This is a genomic window from Gilliamella sp. B14384G10 (assembly GCF_016101685.1).
Taxonomy (GTDB): Bacteria; Pseudomonadota; Gammaproteobacteria; order Enterobacterales; family Orbaceae; genus Gilliamella; species Gilliamella apis_A.
Genome location: NZ_JACFQA010000001.1, coordinates 453,400 through 472,599, shown reverse-complemented (window position 1 = coordinate 472,599; position 19,200 = coordinate 453,400). Strand labels below are relative to the sequence as shown.

Genomic DNA, 19,200 nt, shown 5'->3' with positions numbered 1-19,200 from the left:
TTGAATAGTTATATTAACCATAAATATGATTGTTGATAAAGATCTTAATACTCTGGGCTTGCGTTGCCCAGAACCCATTATGCTGGTTCGTAAAGCGATTAGAGAATTAGCTGTTGGTCAAATCTTACATGTTATAGCTGATGATTTGGCTACAACTCGTGATATTCCTAGCTTTTGTCGGCATATGGATCATCAATTAGTTAATGCTCAGATTGAATCTATACCATTTGAATATTGGATTAAAAAATCACATTCATAAATTTATCTGGATAATTTTCAATTAAATTCATTTTCATTACGATAAATCAATTTGTTTTAAATGATAGTGTAGTGTGCGCCAATCATTAGGGGCAAGATTATCGATCATTAAAAATAATACTCTTTTTTTGCCATCACGACATGATTTTAAATTTAAAATTACCATATAACGTAAAAGTAGTGGTTTTCGCATTAAATGCCAACGTTGTTTATGCCAATAAATTTGGTGTATATATTCAAATAATGCCAATTCACCGTTAATAGTTCTGAAATAATTGACACTACGCCACCATTCAACGATTAAAACTAAAATTAAAATATAGATATAACAATTCAAGAATGTATCGGCTAACTGAATAAAACTTATCATAATTAAAATTAAATAAAAACAACTAGAACCTAATAATTGTAAAAAAGATCGAGTAAGATTTGTGCTCCACATATTAATATTCTTAAATTGATGTAAAGCACAATTATTTAATTGTTTTATCTGTTTTATTTAAAAATATAAAAATATTGTGAGATAATACGCAAAATTCTTGAATAATTTAGTAATAATACGGTTAACATCGTCAATTTATTAGCCATTTGGTTGTTGTTTTATAACGTATTGGTTGTAGTAATTTATTAATCAATGTATTAGTAACGATGTATAAAAATGGCAATTAACTTTAATCTAAATTTCTTATTTAAATTAAAAGAATTAATGGTTAAAAAATTTGATTCAAGTATTATTTGCAATATAGATAATTATTGCTTTTTATTTTGAGTCTTATCGAGTAAGTAGTATACTCGTCGGTTAAAAATGATATTAATAAATATAACAACAGTTTTATTATCTTTCTTTGATTAAAAATCAATTGGATAGGAATGATTTGTGATAATACTAAAAATATTAAAATTTTGCCTTAAACTTTTTATAGGTTTATTTCTTTGTGGTTTAATTATTGGCATAGCTGGTTATAGCTATTATTCAAAAGATCTACCGGATGTTGCAACATTAAAGGATGTTAGATTGCAAACACCTATGCAAGTTCTCAGTAAAGATGGTGAATTGATTGCTGTTTTTGGTGAACGTCGACGAATACCATTAAAATACGATCAAATTCCACCTGTTGTCGTAAATGCTGTTATCGCTACTGAAGATGCTCGTTTTCATGAACATTTTGGCATTGACCCAATTGGTATTGTGCGAGCAATGTATGTAGGATTAAAGCAAAAAGGTTTTTCACAAGGTGGTAGTACTATCACCCAACAAGTTGCTAAGAACTTTTTCTTAACACCTGAAAAAAGCATATCTCGTAAAGTAAAAGAGATGATTATTGCTATACGTATGGAGCAAGAATTATCTAAAGACGAGATAATGGCATTATATCTTAATATGATCAATTTTGGATCACGAGCTTATGGTATAGCAGCCGCATCATTTACTTTTTTTGGTAAAACTCCAGACCAGTTAACCATAGATGAAGCTGCATTGCTTGCTGGTTTACCAAATGCACCTTCAGCATTCAATCCGATTTCTCATCCAGATAAAGCGTTAATTAGACGTAACTGGGTATTGGGACGAATGTTAGACCAATCTTATATTACTCAAGCTGAATATGATGAAGCAATTAAGCAACCATTAAATGCAAGTTACCATACACCAAATATTGAATTTTCTGCGCCATATGTTGCTGAAATGGCGAGACAATTTATGTACGATAAATTTGGTGAAAATGCTTATACTGATGGTTACAAAGTTTATACGACAATCTCTAAAACAGATCAAGTTGCAGCAACAGAATCAGTCCAAAAACATATTATTGATTATGATATGCGACATGGCTATCGTGGCCCGGAAAAAATTTTATGGGAAAATAATGAGCCAGCCTTAGATGAAGATCAAATCCAAGCAGCCTTACATAAATATATCTGCTACAGCGGTATGTGCCCAGCAGTGGTATTAGAATCGAATGATAAGGAAGCAAAAGCTGTATTATCTGATAAAAGCAATATTACCATTGCTTACCAAGATATGAAGTGGGCAAGAAAATTTATTAATGATAATCAACAAGGTGCTTCACCAAGAAAAGTTAACGATACATTAAAAGCTGGTCAGTTAATTTGGGTGAAAAAATCTGGTGATAACTGGGCTTTAGCGCAAATACCTGCTGTTAATGCTGCTTTGGTTTCTCTTGATTCGGATAATGGGGCTATTAAGGCGATCGTTGGTGGTTACGATTTCAACTTAAGTAAATTTAATCGTGCAACACAAGCATTACGTCAGTTGGGTTCTAATATTAAACCATTTATCTATACAGCAACGTTAGAACAGGGCTTAACTATGGCAACTCTGCTTAATGACGCACCTATTGTGCGAACTACAGGTAGTGTGACATGGCGTCCTAAAAATTCACCGCCAACCTACGCAGGGCCATTAAGAATGCGAATCGGTTTAGGAATGTCTAAAAACGTGATGATGGTAAGGGCACTACGTGCTATAGGTATCGACTATGCGGCAACTTATTTAGAACGTTTCGGATTCCCGAAAGAAAATATTTCTCATAATGAATCATTAGCCTTAGGTTCAGCATCATTTACACCTTTACAAGTTGCTAGGGCATATTCAGTAATCGTGAACGGTGGTTATTTAATCACGCCATATTTAATTGAAAAAATTGAGCACGATAATGGCAGTGGAGTGTTTTATCAACACCAACCATTGATTGCTTGTCATAATTGTAAAGATGAGGTTGTGAAATTTGATTCAGTTTCAGTATCGTTAGATAATGTTGAAAATGAATCGAATGAACTTGGTAATGAAGAGCCTGAAGAGGCTAATCTTAAGTCAGAAGATAATTTAATCTTACCTGATATTAATAATGATAAAAAAACCGCTGATGTAACACCTAAATATGCGCCACATACGGTTGATAGTGGTATTGCTTATATTATGAAAGATGGTTTACGTACCATCGTGTTTGGTGGCTCTGATTGGCAAGGTACAGCGTGGCGTGTAAAAGCCTTGGGTCGAAGAGACGTTGGTGGTAAAACTGGTACTACTAACCAATCGAAAGATGTTTGGTTTTCTGGGTTTGGTGGCAACATTGTAACATCGGTTTGGATGGGCTTTGATGATCACCGTCGTGCTTTAGGGCGGACTTTCCGTGCCGAAGCTGGTGCAGTTACAGCTAATCCAGTCTGGGTTGATTATATGAAAGTAGCTCTTAAAGATGTGCCAGAAAAACAAGATGTAAAACCAGATAATGTGATTTCAGTGACAATTGATCAACGAACAGGCATGTTACCAGGTTCTGGTGCAAGAACAATGTCAGAATATTTTATTAAAGGAACTGAGCCAACTACATATGGATCACAAGAAGTTGGTACTAGTGTGACGGATTCACAAGGCAATACTCAAGAACTATTCTAAGTAAGGTTATTATATGAATGGTTCAATAAGAATTATTGGTGGTAAATGGCGCGGTAGAAAATTGTCGGTTCTTGATAAGCAAGGCCTGCGCCCAACCACAGATAGGGTAAAAGAAACTTTGTATAATTGGTTAATGCCAATTATACAAAATAGCAATTGTTTAGATTGTTTTTCAGGTAGTGGTTCATTAGGTTTTGAAGCTGCATCACGTGGAGCTCAATCAGTCACTTTATTAGAGAAAGACAAGCAGGTGGCTAATCAGCTGAAAAAAAATAAACAACTCATTGCAAGTGATAATATTGACATTTATGCAACTGATACTTTTCAATGGTTAAATAAACCTGCGCAAAAACAATTTGATATTGTTTTTATCGATCCACCTTTTCATCAATCATTGATTGAAAAGACAGTAAAATTACTTGAAAATAATCATTGGCTTAATTTATCCGCTTATATTTACATCGAGACTGAAACCACTCATGATCTAACTAGTTATATTCCATCAAATTGGTATTTACATAGAGAGAAAACAGCCGGACAAGTTCATAGCTATCTATTTATACGAGAAGACAAATAATGTTTATACTTTTGGGTAAATTAATCTATTCATTTATATGGTTATTTTTATTATTTAACTTAGTTCATCCATTTCCAAAGCCAGCCAATGTTGTTGCATACGTTGGATTGGCCGCTTTTGCTATAACACATGGCTTACAAGCTTGGTTATTACAATCAACGATGACCAATCAAGAAAAGCAGCAGGATAAATATAAAGCACTTAGACTTTTTATTTTTGGTGTTTTTGAAACACTTAGCTGGAAGAACAAAAAATAACGGTTAAAAAAGGTTGCCATACACGAATATTTTTGTATAATGCTCACCACTTCTTTCGAAGCATTCAATATGCGGGAATAGCTCAGTTGGTAGAGCGCAACCTTGCCAAGGTTGAGGTCGCGAGTTCGAACCTCGTTTCCCGCTCCAATTTAAGATTTATAGTATCCTACAATCAACAGTTAACTTATTTCCCTTTTTGGAACTGTCAATAATTGCCATCTCTGTGTCTATATAAGTACATAAATGAAATGCATCAATTCTACTACAGACATACCGACTCAATTATAGAACTCACTAATCAATAAGGTACTATTGTTTTGTGAGCCAATTATAAGACATGGTGTAAAGTTGATAGCTTATGTATCAATAAAATTGAACAAAACCTAAAATATCAAAGCTAATATTTTGGTGAAGAAGCCTGATTATATTACGAAACTTTTAAGTTTTATGAGAAGTAAATAGGGAGATTTATCACTCCAAATCCGATTATGTTATTGGTTGGGATTAACTTATATTAGTATACTTCTAATCCAATAGTTTGGTTTGATCCTTTTGGAATAGATTCTATGTCAGATAAAGTCATTGTTTGTAGAAGATGAGTTTGTTTTCCAGATTGATTGGCGATAAAATAGACACAAAGAAAATTCGTAAAATATTTCTGTTAACTATAGATTTACAAAAACATTAGATAATTAGGTAATGGAATATAACATAATAATGTTGGTGACATACGAGCAACAGGAGGGAGATATCCTCTCCAAATGCTTCTAATCCAAATCATGCAAGCTTATAAGGAATGAATCGTTAAAAAGCGGCATAGTTAATGGATATTTCAAAATTATTGTAGAAGAAAGGTAATTTTTAATGAAAAGTATACTTACAGATCAGGAACTTAAAGAAATATCAGATCGTTGTAGTAAAGCAACAAATGGTCCTTGGATTTCTTATGTGGAAGGAAGGGATCACGTTAGTGGTTCAAATTTTATCATGACTGGTTTAGATGATAATAGAGGTGAAGATATAGAGTTATTCGGTGCAACAATCGATGATCAAGATTTTATTGCTCATGCTCGACAAGACATTCCAAAATTATTAGCGGAAATAGAGTCATTAAAGAAGCAACTTAAAATAATAAGTTAATAATTATGGTATACAGGACTATGCTGCACAAGCAAAATAGAGAAACTTACTTCTATAAAATAGGTAGCTACGCCCAGTTAGATCTATTGATACCAAATACAAAATAGATCAAGTCTATTACAACCATAATGGCGGATGGGTTCATCCATATCCCTCATTAATGAATAAAGAACAATCGTTTGATAAGTCAATTACAAAGCATGAGGCGAGATAGATAGTTTTTGCATTAATGAAATAGAGAAAAATCTGCGTTCTCAATGCAATGACTTTGATAAAAAACTGAGTTACATATACAATATCTTTAGGTATTATGATAAGTATTTACTATTGAAAGACGCGATTGGTTATTAGAAAGGAAGAATCTTTGCTTATAAACCTGATCCTATTACTTAAATTGATCAGCGTAGATTATTATTGATAATTTAAAAAAACAAAACAAAGACAGAAACTCACCATAATATTACACCCCTTACGTAAAATAGAATGTTTGGCCAAAAGATAGCTAATATCGCATAAGTAATCGTATCAAAATGATATTATTTCTTTACCATTTTGGTAATTTGTATTGAATACCCGCTATATCACTAATTGAACTATCATTCATAAATTGAAAAATTTTGAAAATATAGACTAATGACAATATTTCTATTGTTTCTTTATACCTATCTATTTTATCGTCTTATCTATTCATATTGAGGTCAGAAGTTTGGTATCGGCTACGCAAATTTAAAAGAAGTAAGTCCCAACTATGAACCGGTTGTATTTCTACTATAGAGTAGAATAGTTTTTTTATTTAATTATAAATAATCTTATTTTGTTATGCTCATATATTCTATTAAACTATTAACAAATAACCTTACATTCAGCGGTAGGTATTTGGCATGCGGATATAATAAAAAGAATGGCCGTGTTGCGCCATTAAATTCCGTCAATACCTCAACAAGTTCACCACTTTTTAATTCTTTTTCTACCGAAAAACGATAAACTTGCATAAGGCCGGCATGATTTTTGACTAATTCATTAGTTGCCTTTTATTTCTAACTCTACTGGCTTTCCTTTTTTACAGAAATGCCATAATATTTTACGCCCTGTACTCGGTAATTCAAATTCAATACAATTATGTTTTTTTAAATCTTCTAACATAACTGGGATCCCCATATTTTGTAAATATGTTGGGGTTGCCACAACAATTAATTCTGAATCCTCTAATTTTCTGGCGATTAGATTACAGTCTTTCGGTTTTTGTCCTCTTATTGCTATATCAAAATTATCTTCGGAAAAAATTATATTGCGATTGCTAGAGTGTATATCAATATGGATATTTGGGTACTTTTTCTGAAATAGTAGCAAAAAGGGGATTAGTCTAAAATGAGTAAATGGCGTTGGTGCACTTATCCTTATCAAACCGTGCAATGAACTTTGTGCGTTCTTTATCGTAAGTTCTGCATCATTTAACTGATTTAACGCTTGTCGGCATTGATCATAATATGCCTATCCGAAAGATGTAATTCGCAATTGGCGTGTTGTTCTGACAAACAAACGGACACTCAATCTATCCTCTAAACGAGCAATTGATCGGCTAACTGCTGCTGGTGTAATACCTAGCATATTTGCAGCTGCTGTAAAACTGCCTTTCTCTACAGTAAGGCAAAAGTGTTCGATACTACTTAACTGAAAATCTTTGTAATGACGTGACATAATTTCATTGATTACAGTATTGCTAAATGTTAAATATATTACTGGAGAGTTTTATGAGTATTTCAAATAAAACAGTTATTATTACTGGCGCTGCAGGGGGGATAGGTTCAGCACTTGTCAAAGCATATCTAGAATTAGATTATAATGTTGTGGCTAATGGTCGTAATAGTGCTAATTTAGAGGCTATGGCTGCTATGTTGGGTAACCCTGAGCGTTTACTTCTTATTTATGGCGATATCGGTAAACCAGAAACTTCGAAGAAATTATTTGCCAAAGCGATAAAGCGTTTTAATAAAGTAGATGTTTTAATTAATAATGCAGGAATTTTCATTGCCAAACCTATCATTAATTATACTGAGGAAGATGTTGATACAATCATCAATACCAATTTGAAAGGCTTTTTTTATCCATCACAAACAGCAGCTAACCATATGATGAACAACGGTGCTGGTCATATCATTAATATAACTGCATCAATTGCTATTCAGCCGAATGCTAAGTTACCTACATTATTACCTGTATTGATCAAAGGTGGAATAAATCAAGCTACACGAGCATTAGCTTTAGAATTATCTTTATCAAATATACAAGTGAATGCCATTGCTCCAGGTGTAATTGATACGCCTCTTAATGCAATTCATAATGCACATGATAGAGAAAATTTAGCTAAAATGTCTCCTATGGGAAAAATTGGCAATCCGCAAAATATTGTTGATGCAGCTGTTTATTTAACGCAAAGTGAATTTGTGACAGGAACGACAATGATTGTAGATGGTGGCGCCTCAACGGGTGTTTGGTAGAAAAATAATTAAAGTTAAATAAAACTGCAAGTAATAACTATTTATATATTATTGATTGATAAATGTATAATCATACTGCAAAATTAGTTAATAATGTTATTTACTTGCAAACTGAGTTATTAGTTAAAAGTGTATTTTTTATGCTTTTAACCTAGCTAATAAGTTAGTTACAACTTAATTGAGTTAGTCATGGATGCTAAGAAAACAAATATTATTAATAAATTAAATAGGTTATTAAACCGTCAGGTTGCTTTAATTGCGGAAGATATTGATTATTTAAGTTACCAAACAGCCTCTATTCCTAGCGATATTTCTGCTTATGACGCTTATAGAATGATGACTCAATCTCAACCTAAATGGCTTAAAATATTATTTAAGATGAGAGATTTTTTAGGCAGAATGGTAGGAATTAGAACAATAAAAGGTTTTGAACAGTTAAGTAAAAATATACCTAATGTTGGCGATAAAGTGCATTTTTTTAACGTTATTGAGTTAGAAAAAGATAAATTAACTTTAATCACTAGAGATCATCATCTAGATGTTTGTTTACACCTTCGTTTAATTGATGATAATGATAAACAAAATAAATTGTATGTAATTACATCAGTCAAAAATCATAATTTTATCGGCAAGATATATATGGCACCTGTGTCTGTTCTACATCCATTTATTGTTAATAGACTATTGATTAATCTTAAAGCTAAAAAATAAATGTATTAGTAAATGTTGGTTGAATTTGATTGCATAATTAATCATTTTTAACTTTATTTCGTGTTATAAAAAACAAGTCAGAATAAGTAAAATTTTTTAGCTCTGAAAAATTTGGCTAAAGATTTATGCAAATAATTTGAAATATATAAGGAGTGTATAATGATAATTGTAACTTTTAAGTTTAAAAAACCTTTGGAAGAATTGTTAGCTAAATTTGAAGAACATAATAAATTTTTAGATGAGTATTTTGCCAGCAATAAGTTTATTGCGTCTGGTCCTTTAGAGAATAAAACAGGTGCGATTATTGTAGCAATGAGTGATTCACTTGAAGAAGTTAAAAATATTATGAAATTAGATCCATTTTGTATTTATGATCTTGTTGATTTAGAATTTACCTTATTTCAAGCGAATAAAATTTCGCCTAACTTATTAAGTAATTAAATTTACATTACCTGGTTTGATGGGTTAAAAGTAGGTTGCATTCAATGCACCTACTTAATCGAATAATTTAGTAAATACTAAAAAACTTACTTCAATAAAACTAATTTTGTCTATCTAAAAACTATCCGTAGTACGATATCCACCGCCACCAGATGAAGAGCTCGATGAATAACTATTCCTACTGGATGAGGAACTTGAAGAACTTGATGAAGTTCGACTACTACTAGATGACCAGCTTGATGATGAGCGACTTGAGCGCTTAGAAGAAGATGAACTAGAGCTACTTAATATCGACCAGCCACTATTTGTACTTGAGGAAGTTGTATTATTTCTTAGCACGCGTCTAGCTAAAAGTTCCATAACTATTTTTTCAGGAGAATCACCATATTCTATTAAATTATTTAGTAGGTTATTAAGTGTGTTTGAAGAAATTTTATATTCATAAAAAGAACTAGGTATATTATTTTGCCTAAATAAATTTAACGTTTGATTAAAGCGAATAAAAATATCTTCAAGGTTTCCAATTGATTGTTGAAAATGTGGAATACGTTGTTCAAGTTTTTTTATCTGTTTATCTAATTCAGGAATTTTTTTAAGTAATATATCATCTTCTTTGGATTTAGTTTGTAAGGTTAGCTGCTCAAGTTTTTTAATTGACTGATTTTCTAGTAACTTAGCTAGCTTTGAAGATAAATTTTTAAACTGAACGCTTTGTCCTGATTGTGTGTCATTTAATGTATTATAAGCCTCTTGCTTCTGGCATTCAGCTTTATCTAAATCCTGTTCAATTTTAGCTAATTCAGTTTTTAATTGCGGTAGCTTCAAACTGTTTTCAACCAGTTGTTCTTTGTTATTTTTTTGTTTTAAGGCCAAATCGTATAATTTTTTCTGATTATCGTATTTAAATTGCGATTCTTTCATTAAAGATTCGAGTATTTTTTGGTTTTTATAATTTTCATTGAAATGAACAAATTCAGCTAGCGATTCATCCAGATGTCTAAAAATCCAACGACCTTTATAATTATCTTCGCCATAGTTTCTTTTGATTAAATAATTGTAATAGCTATTTTTACTGTACTCGGCTAATTTTTTTGAGAATTCTTTTTGGCATACTTCATAATCTTTGGTTATTTTTTCTAAATTTTCTTGTTCGATAGTAAAACGATTAAACGATGAAACGTAATCAGGATCGCTTTCCAGTTGTAGCACCTTTTGGGTAGTAAGTTCATCTAACTTTGCAAGAGTATTTGTTAATTGCTGTTGATATTGACCAGTTTGTTTTTCTAATTTACTAAGCTTGCTAGTTAAGTCACTATATAGTCCCTGCAATTGCTTAATAATATTTTGGACTTGAGAATCACTATTTTCCGGTGATTCTTTTAAATATATGGTAGCAATTTTTTGATAAATACTAGCCTGTTCATTCTTCAAATTCAAAATTTTATCAAGGGTATCTTGTCTTTCTTTATAAGCCGTATCTAAAGTGGCTTTAATACCCTGTGCTTGTTCATAAATTTTATTTTCAATTATTTTGGTCTGCATGGTTTACCACTCTAAAATCCTTCCAGATTTCACTGATTTTGGACAATTGAAGATTAAACGTCCTTTCGGTTTGGTACAAAGTTTATTGTTATCAATATGCCCATCTTGCATTTTATCGCTTTTAACACTGTTATATTGTTCTAAAGTGACTTGTTGGCCAAATGTATTTACCAATTTTGATTCTCCAGTTTCAATACTTTGTACCCATAATGAATCTGAATGGTTATTGGTTGTCATCGGTCTGACAATCAAGTACCACGATTTACCATTAGTATTGTCATGAGTACGCTCCACTCCCGATTTATAATCTGGATGATCAACAATAGTTAACGTTAAATTGGTTTGAGCTAGTTTTATATAGTAAGCCATCATTTCTTGATAATGTTCGACATGCTCAAAATTCAAATTTTTTAAATCAGCAGTTAAGGCATTTTGTAAAGTAATAACTTCACTCATATCAGAGTTAGGTACGTTTAATGTTTGTAGTTGTTTAGTATCAGATAGAATTTTATTTTCAAGAGCTTCAGCACGTCCAACGGAATGAAAAAGTGTTTCTATTGGTTCAACATCAATATCTTGTTGTCCTTGATTGAGATTATCAAGAATTTTATCAACTGAAATTTGTAAAATAGGATATTTTTTAGTTGCCTCTATAAACTCTTTACTTTGAATTAAATTGGCCAATTTTTTATCCTTTTCAAGTAATTCACTTAATTCTGTTATTTGTTTTGTGATCTCAGGTAAAGTAGAGGAGATTGAGTTATCAAGTTCTTTTAGATCATTAAGTGTTTTCTGATTCATCTCAAACGTTGGCGATGAAATCTCCGTTGATTCAGTAACATGAAGATTAATCTCTTGATTGAGTAAATGAGTAATTGAGTCTTTTAATTTTTTTACGGGAACTTGTGCAAAGTAAACAGGAAGTTTATCAATTTGCAAAAATTTATTGTTAAGATCATTTAAGGTATTTTTTTGGGATAAAATATGACTATAAGTTGTATCGATATTATCATTAATTTTTAGAATATTTTTTAATATGCTGAAGTTGAGCAACAATAAAATAACTAAGATCACACCGATAAAAGGATAAAGTATATTTCTTTTTATGTAACAAAAAGCAAAAAAACGAATTAACCAACTACGTTTAGGTGCAATAAATTGTAATCTTTGGTTAAACCAAAGATTAATTCCCTTCTCAATGATTTCGTCATTAACAATTTGCCCCTTAGCTTGATAATAATTTTTTATATTTTCTGCTAAGTTTGTACGCAAAGCGTTATGATCAAGGTGCTCAAGTAATAATTGTTGCTTTTGATAAAGTTCGTCAATGATTGCCATTGCACCTAGTTGGTCACTAAGCTTAATATTTGACATTAATTATTAGCCTTTAAAATAATATTATTAAAGCGTTGTTTACCATCTTCAACAATACGATCTATCTCTTTCGCATTATCAATTGATTCATTACGTAATTCGGCAATTAGCTGTTGACTTGATTCTTGATAATTGACAATTGCGTCGACTAAAGCACGTAACGAATCAGCTTTAATGGTTGAGCTATATCCAGCACGTAAGCTTTCTTCTAATTGTTTATTACCCGCAGATGCAATGCTTTCAATACCTTTATTCATGCCATCTTTCATCGCGTCTAACGTTTTAGTACTTTCGCTTAAACCAGTTAAAGAAGTGATTGATGCACTTAATGCAGTAAAAACAATTTCATTGGTGGAAAAAAAGCTTACACTTTGTTGATAAACTCGTTCTTTCACTGAGGTTGTTTGTTGTATACGGGCAAAGACTGCTTCTGCTGAATTATAAGAAACGGTTAAATTATTGGCTAAATCCAATATTATTTGATAACGGTTATCTTCTTGTTGGACATTACGTAATGCTTCATCGCGGATAAGCTCTAAACGCGCTTTTGCCACATGATCATCTTCTTTAAAATTATCTACATCGGCAATGGCTAAAGATAATTTATTTTTACATTCTTCAAGACGAGCAGTTGCTATTTGAACTAATTCTTCGGCAGTGATTTGAGCTTGTTTCAATCCAAATCGAAAATCTTGATAGGCATTTAGAATAATATGCTCACGCTCAATTTGATTACCGGTTTCTTGCGATACCTGTAAATAGGTCTTTTTTATCAGATTGAATCGGTCGGGAATAGAGCCTCGTTGAAGTTTCATCCAACCTATTTTTATTCTTTCAAAAAAATCTAATCGACCATCATCAAGCCAACCTAGCATTTTTTCCATATCCGTTCGGATACTATCAAAATGATTAACAATTTTGGTGTAACGTTGTGAAACTTCAACACCATCTATTTGTTCGCGAACCACTTGGTTAAAAGCACTTTGTTGTTGTAAGGTTCGTGCTATTGCGATAACTCGATTTTTATCAATTTCGGCAACATTATCCAATAACTTTAAAATTGGTGCATCGGCTTGTGGTTTAATAATAATTCCGATTTTATTTAATAATTGTACTGCTCTATCAATATAAGGTATGACCTGGCTAGACATTTATAAATCCTTTAATTTTTATTATTACATCGACAAATCTTCTAAATTATATCTTAATATATTGTTTACAACAATTTATCTCAATATTCTTTATGATTCTAAAAAGAATTATTAAAACTAAGAATTTTGAGCATAGTAGGATATTAATTATAAAATAGTTTATTTAATGGGTAGTTTTTTTGCTTGATTTTCTATTTTAATTTTTGAGTAAAATTGTTATTTTAGAATTTAAGTTATTGCAATCGGCTAAAATTTTGCCTACTTATTAAATAATTAAGTTTAAATTATCAGATCCATATAGTTAAAAGTTGGTTGTGTATAATAGATTGAATAATTTAGGAAATGCTAAAAAAAATCATCGGTATAAAATTCATTTTCTTTTTTACACACATTAATATATTTTATTCTTTTAATTGCCAATTTACCTACTATGTGGTAAAAATGAGCGTTGTTCCAGTCAGTTTTCTTTTATGAAAATCAAATTACCTATAACATAGCTTTTCTTTTTCTATTTTAAATTATTTACTAATTTAGTCTTATCATTTGATAAATAAAGTCTTTTTTATTTGTTCGAAATTTTTGCCACGCTCCACAATTGTATAGATTTCTTAGCTGTAAAAAGCAAATGGTCATGCACTTAATAGCACTACTTAAAAATTCTCTATTAGATTTTTCAAATAAAAATGTTGTTTTACCAATATAGATTTATTTTGGAGAGGAAATAATGAATAAAGTATTTAAGTTAGTTTGGAATGCACAGCGTCAGGCGTACGTCGTTACATCAGAAAAAGCACAATCTAAAGGTCGATTGTTTTTACTTAATTTAGCATCAGCTATCAGTTTAACATTAGTCATGACGCCGATGAGTTATGCTCAATGTGATAGTTCATTACTCAACAAAAATTGCACCCGAAACGTTAAAAATGAGATTGTTAATAAAAATTTATCTAATAATCAATTAACTAATAAAAAAATAAATAATTATGTTAACTTACTTTTTGGTGTTACTAACTTTAACGATCCAGTAGAAATATTACTGTCCAAACATATTGAATCTGAGGATGATGGTTATAATTATACTAGTGATAATAATGTTAGTGACATAACTTTACATCAATCTACTGGAGATATTATTGGTGGTAAAAATGGTATTAATCTTAACCATAACGGTAATGGTTCAAGTGGTATTACGATTTCAAGTGATGTCACGGGTAAACAGGGTGATGGAATAAGAACTATAAATAGCACCTCGACTCAAGATCTAAACATTACCGAACTTGTTGGCGCCAATGTTCATGGGCAAGCCAATGGAATTAACGCCGTAAATAATGGACACGGTATAACAATAATTTCAACTGCGGACTCGGTTATCGGTGATGAGCTTGATGGTATTTTGGCTGTAAACGATGGTGATACTCAAGGTTTAAAAATAATCCAATCAGCAGGTGATGTTCATGGGAAAAAAAATGGTATTAATGCTGATAATAAAGGTAAAGGTAGAACCAATATTACTTCCAATGGAGAGGTGGTTGGTGATGAAAATGACGGTATTAATGCCGTTAATGAACAAAATGCAGGTGATTTACTGATTTCACAAAATGGTGGCTCTATTACTGGTGGACTTAATGGTATCAAAGCTAATAATCTGGGCAATGGTTCTACTACAATTGCGGTTTCAGCTAATATTCTTGGTCAACAAAATGATGGGATCTATGCCAATAATAGCAGCAACACTCATGATTTATCGGTGACTCAAAATTCAGGCGTTATTAATGGTAAATTAAACGGTATTAATGCTGTTAATAATGGCAATGGATCAACTATTGTCACAACTTCAGGTACAGTTACTGGTAATGAAAACGATGGGGTAAATATTACTAATCAAGCCAATACGAATAAATTAACTTTTAATCAGTTAAAAGGTGAAATTACAGGTAAAGAATACGGCATAAATATAGTTAATAATGGTAATGGTATAACTTCGATTTCAAGTCATGGAGCGATCGAAGGACAACAAAAAGACGGTATATTAGCTACGGGTAGAGCCAACACAACTGATTTAAACGTTAATCAAACCAGTGGTAGTATAAAAGGTGCACTTAATGGAATGAATTTGACTAATCAAGGTACAGGTTCAACTTTAATTACCACTAATGGCGAAGTGATTGGGCAACAAAATGATGGCCTTTATGCCGTTAATCAGGCTAATACCCACGACATGACGGTTAATCAATCAGCAGGCACGATTTCTGGTCAATCTAATGGTATTAATATTCACAATGAAGGTAATGGATCTTCTGTTATTGGTAGCTCTGGAGATATAACCGGTGAGACTAATTATGGTATTGTTGCTGTTAATGAGACCAATACCAAAGATCTTACAATTATCCAATCGTTAGGTAATATCAATGGTAACCAAGATGGTATTAATATTGAACATAAAGGGACTGGGTCAACCACGATTTCAACTGCAGGACAAGTATCAGGCCATCAAGGTAATGGTATTTATGCAGTGACTCAAACAAATAGCCAAAATTTAACAGCAAAACAATCATCTGGTCGTATCTATGGCAAAAAAAGTGGTATTAATTTTAATAATAATGGTAATGGATCTACATATGTGAATACTTTTGGGGATGTCATTGGTGAAGAGAATGAAGGGATCTTAGTTAATAATGACAGCCATAGCCAAGATGTCAATGTGATGCAGACATCAGGCCTAATTAAAGGTAATACTAATGGTATTAATATTTCTAATAAAGGTAGTGGTAAAACAACAGTAACCTCATCAGGTGACATTATTGGTAGTCAATATAATGCCATTACATTAATCAATGATCAAAATAGCCAAGATATCACGGTGTCACAATTAGATGGTAATATGCAAGGGGAGTCATACGGCATGTATATTACTAATAATGGCAAAAGTACCACAGCTATCACTACTTCAGGCAATGTAACTGGTGCTGGGAATGATGCAATCCGTGTGTTTAACAATAATAGTGCTACGGATTTAAAAATCAATCAATTAAAAGGCTCTATAACCGGTAATCAAGATGGTATAAATATAGAAAATGATGGTCAAGGATTAACCAATATTACTACTTCAGATAACGTTATCGGTAAACAACGAGATGGTATAGCAGCGAAAAATGGTACTAGCTCTAAAAGTCTTAATGTTATCCAATCAGCTGGTGAAATTAATGGAAATCGCTATGGAATATATGCAGTCAATAGTGGTCAAAGCTCTACGGTAATTAGTATTGCAGGTAAAGTGATTGGTAATAATAGTGACGCCATTTTTGCTGTTGCTGAGTCAGCTACAAACAATTTACTTTTTAGTCAAAATAAAGGTAGTGAGATTAATGGCAAGCTCAATAGTGTCAATCTTACCAACAATGGGCAAGGTTCAACGAATATTAAAGTTGCTGGTCAAATTGTTAGTCAAACTTTAGATGCCATTATTGTAGCTAATGATGCCAATACGAGTAGTCTATCCTTTAGACAAGAAGCGGATAGTAATATTCAGGGAGAGATGAATGGCGTTAATCTTACCAATAATGGACGAGGTTTAACGAATATTATAGCTGAAGGTGATATTAGTGCTAATCAAGGTTCAAGCATATTAGCCGTTAATGGTGATACCGCAACAGATCTATTTGTTAAACAATCTAATGGCATTATCAATGGTTTTGATAATGGTATTATGGTAACCAATAATGGCACAGGTATGACTGTACTTGATATATCAGGAAAGGTAGTTGGCCAAAATAATATCACTGGAATAGGCATTAATACTTCTGGTAAAGAAGGTCTTAAAACTTATATCAATTTAAATGAGGGCGCTGATATATCCTCTGCTAGTGGTATTGCGATTAAAAATGAAACAACTGATTCAATTATTTCCCTCAATAATGGTTCTAAAGTTAGTGGTCAAATTAGATTGGGTACTGGCAATGATACCTTATTTATCAATGAGGGTGCAGATATATCGCAATTGACTGTTGTTGATGGGGGCAATAAATTACTTCGCGTAGATGGATCGTCTGATGTTGATAGCCTTAACCTTAATACACATCTTATTGGTTCATCAACCTCTAATGGTACGATAGGTGATGTGGCTATTATTGGTTGGGAAAATATTAATCTTAGCAGTATTGCTAGACTAACACTCACTGGCGATTTAAATACTGATAAATTAACCATTAATTCAGGAGCTATGGTGGATCTTAAAACTGGTCTGCACCAATCTAATATTAGTGGTAGTGTTTATAATAGTGGTGTGATTACCCTCGGTAATCAATTTGCAGGTGACCGTTTAACGATTGCAGGTGATTATATTGGAGATAATGGTAAGTTAATCTTTGACACGGTTGTGCAAGATAGTGATAGTCCAACCGATCGATTATTTGTACAAGGTAATGTTTCGGGTAATACTTTTATAGAGATTAATAATATTGATGGTTTAGGTGCTGATACTAGTAATACTAATGGTATTGAATTAGTGCATGTTGATGGAGCGAGTAGTAATGATGCTTTCAAAATGCAACAAGAGCATCTAGATGTGGGTGCATATGAATATTATTTACATAAAGGGGATCTTAATAATCAAAATAATAACTGGTATTTACGTTCTTACTTACCTAATAACCCAACTGACCCTACAGAACCAACAGATCCTAATGAACCGACACATCCAGTTGATCCAGTAGATCCTTCAACTCCAATTAAACCAATCGACCCAACTGACCCTACGAGACCAATAGATCCTGAACCAGAAAAACCAGCCAGAATAAAAACTTATCGTAAAGAAGTATCAATGTTTGGTGCAATAGCTGAACAACTTCGTTTAGCAGATAACCTTATGCAAAGTAATTTACATCAACGTATTGGTAATGCGCCATTGCAGGATTCATTAATAGGGTGGGGAAGAATTATCACTAAACGTATTAATGTAAAACAGAATGGTACTGCAAATGCACACAGTAAAGGCAACTACTCAGGTTTCCAATTGGGCAGTGATATTTGGCAAAATAACGATTGGCGAATAGGGGGATATTTCGGTTATCTACATGGTAATTTAAGTGTTGATGGCTTTGCTAGTGGTAGATATGGGCGTGTAGGTAGTAATGGTATTAATTCATACTTTATGGCTGCTTATGGTACCTATATGCAAAACGATGGCGGGTATTTCGATATGGTTTTACAAGCTGCTCGTCACCGAGTTGATGTAAATCCAAATAGTAATAAAAATAGCAAACAAAAAGCAAATAGTCTGAATGCCTCCATGGAAACAGGTAAACCATTTGATTTATTTGATACTAATTGGAAAATCGAACCTCAAGCGCAAGTAATTCACCAATGGTTAGATTTAAAAGATAGCCATATCAATGGTAAAACTAAAGTAAAACATAGTGATAATAATGCTTGGCTATTCCGTATTGGGGCTAGATTTGAAGGTGACTATAAAGCTGATAATGAATTATGGCGCCCTTATGCACGGGTAAACCTTTTCTATTCACCAAGTGGTGCTGATCATGTCACTTTTGCTAGTAAAAATGCTGCTACTGAATTTAGTAATGGGGTTAAATCATTCAGTTCTGAATTAGCCATTGGTGGTAGTTATGAAGTTAATAATCAAATTAATGCATATAGTGAAATAGGGCACACATGGACTCATGGTGGCGATGCCAGAGTTAAAGCTCCAATTAGTGCTTCTGTAGGTATCCGTGCTAATTGGTAATCGTTAAATAAAATTTTGTTAACTTTGCTAAGCCGATATTACCTAGTAAATATCGGCTTAATTAATTATTTTTAGTTTTTTGTCAAACTT

Annotated in this window: 13 protein-coding genes, 1 tRNA gene and 1 pseudogene; 10 read left to right on the top strand and 5 right to left on the bottom strand. The window is 32.3% G+C overall.

Translation table 11 applies throughout. The annotated features are described in order from the left end of the window. The first annotated feature begins 25 nt into the window (after positions 1-25). On the top strand, positions 26-259 hold the full coding sequence (gene tusA / locus H3T54_RS02215) for a sulfurtransferase TusA (RefSeq protein ID WP_198220679.1): 234 nt from the start codon (positions 26-28) through the stop codon (positions 257-259). A gap of 36 nt (positions 260-295) precedes the next feature. On the opposite strand, the gene H3T54_RS02210 is transcribed toward tusA, so the two are convergent. Beyond that, the gene (locus H3T54_RS02210) at positions 296-700 is read right to left on the bottom strand and encodes a protein YgfX (protein WP_198220678.1); all 405 of its coding nucleotides are present in this window, start codon (positions 698-700) and stop codon (positions 296-298) included. A gap of 435 nt (positions 701-1,135) precedes the next feature. Between H3T54_RS02210 and H3T54_RS02205 the strand changes: the two genes are divergently transcribed. The 5 genes from H3T54_RS02205 (at position 1,136) to H3T54_RS02185 (ending at position 5,650) form a co-directional block, all read left to right on the top strand. Next, positions 1,136-3,676, top strand: coding sequence for a PBP1A family penicillin-binding protein (locus H3T54_RS02205; protein WP_370527334.1), 2,541 nt, complete (start codon positions 1,136-1,138; stop codon positions 3,674-3,676). Between the two features lie 13 nt (positions 3,677-3,689). Beyond that, the gene (rsmD, locus tag H3T54_RS02200; protein ID WP_198220677.1) at positions 3,690-4,253 is read left to right on the top strand and encodes a 16S rRNA (guanine(966)-N(2))-methyltransferase RsmD; all 564 of its coding nucleotides are present in this window, start codon (positions 3,690-3,692) and stop codon (positions 4,251-4,253) included. Then, entirely contained in the window at positions 4,253-4,510 is a 258-nt protein-coding gene (locus tag H3T54_RS02195; protein WP_086359615.1) for a DUF1145 domain-containing protein, read from the top strand. The genes rsmD and H3T54_RS02195 overlap by 1 nt, the downstream gene beginning before the upstream one ends. A gap of 71 nt (positions 4,511-4,581) precedes the next feature. Further along, a tRNA-Gly gene (locus H3T54_RS02190) sits at positions 4,582-4,657 on the top strand. A 717-nt stretch (positions 4,658-5,374) separates the two neighbouring features. Beyond that, on the top strand, positions 5,375-5,650 hold the full coding sequence (locus H3T54_RS02185) for a hypothetical protein (RefSeq protein WP_110447450.1): 276 nt from the start codon (positions 5,375-5,377) through the stop codon (positions 5,648-5,650). A gap of 809 nt (positions 5,651-6,459) precedes the next feature. On the opposite strand, the pseudogene H3T54_RS12030 reads toward H3T54_RS02185, so the two are convergent. Then, positions 6,460-7,348, bottom strand: a pseudogene (locus tag H3T54_RS12030) (LysR family transcriptional regulator). Positions 7,349-7,401: 53 nt separating this feature from the next. On the opposite strand from H3T54_RS12030, the gene H3T54_RS02165 reads away from it, so the two are divergent. From H3T54_RS02165 to H3T54_RS02155, 3 genes are all read left to right on the top strand, one after another. Next, entirely contained in the window at positions 7,402-8,148 is a 747-nt protein-coding gene (locus H3T54_RS02165) for an SDR family NAD(P)-dependent oxidoreductase (protein ID WP_198220672.1), read from the top strand. Positions 8,149-8,337: 189 nt separating this feature from the next. Next, entirely contained in the window at positions 8,338-8,859 is a 522-nt protein-coding gene (locus H3T54_RS02160) for a DUF2867 domain-containing protein (RefSeq protein WP_198220670.1), read from the top strand. A 159-nt stretch (positions 8,860-9,018) separates the two neighbouring features. After that, a complete protein-coding gene (locus tag H3T54_RS02155; protein WP_110447454.1) occupies positions 9,019-9,300 on the top strand; it encodes a YciI family protein in 282 nt (93 codons plus the stop codon). Positions 9,301-9,414: 114 nt separating this feature from the next. Here H3T54_RS02155 and H3T54_RS02150 read toward each other — a convergent pair whose 3' ends face one another. The 3 genes from H3T54_RS02150 to H3T54_RS02140 are packed head-to-tail and all read right to left on the bottom strand — an operon-like array spanning position 9,415 to position 13,367. Then, positions 9,415-10,842 carry a hypothetical protein gene (locus tag H3T54_RS02150; protein WP_198220669.1) on the bottom strand — a complete coding sequence of 476 codons (1,428 nt, stop codon included), beginning with the start codon at positions 10,840-10,842 and terminating at the stop codon, positions 9,415-9,417. 3 nt (positions 10,843-10,845) lie between these two features. Further along, a complete protein-coding gene (locus H3T54_RS02145) occupies positions 10,846-12,216 on the bottom strand; it encodes a DUF6384 family protein (protein WP_198220667.1) in 1,371 nt (456 codons plus the stop codon). Continuing rightward, positions 12,216-13,367: a hypothetical protein gene (locus tag H3T54_RS02140; RefSeq protein WP_198220665.1), complete on the bottom strand. Its 1,152-nt coding sequence runs from the start codon at positions 13,365-13,367 to the stop codon at positions 12,216-12,218. Before H3T54_RS02140 ends, H3T54_RS02145 begins: the two co-directional genes overlap by 1 nt. Before the next feature lie 724 nt (positions 13,368-14,091). Here H3T54_RS02140 and H3T54_RS02135 point away from each other — a divergent pair. Next, positions 14,092-19,110 (top strand): autotransporter outer membrane beta-barrel domain-containing protein, encoded by a 5,019-nt coding sequence (locus tag H3T54_RS02135; RefSeq protein ID WP_198221129.1) that lies wholly within the window; start codon positions 14,092-14,094, stop codon positions 19,108-19,110. Positions 19,111-19,200: the final 90 nt, after the last annotated feature.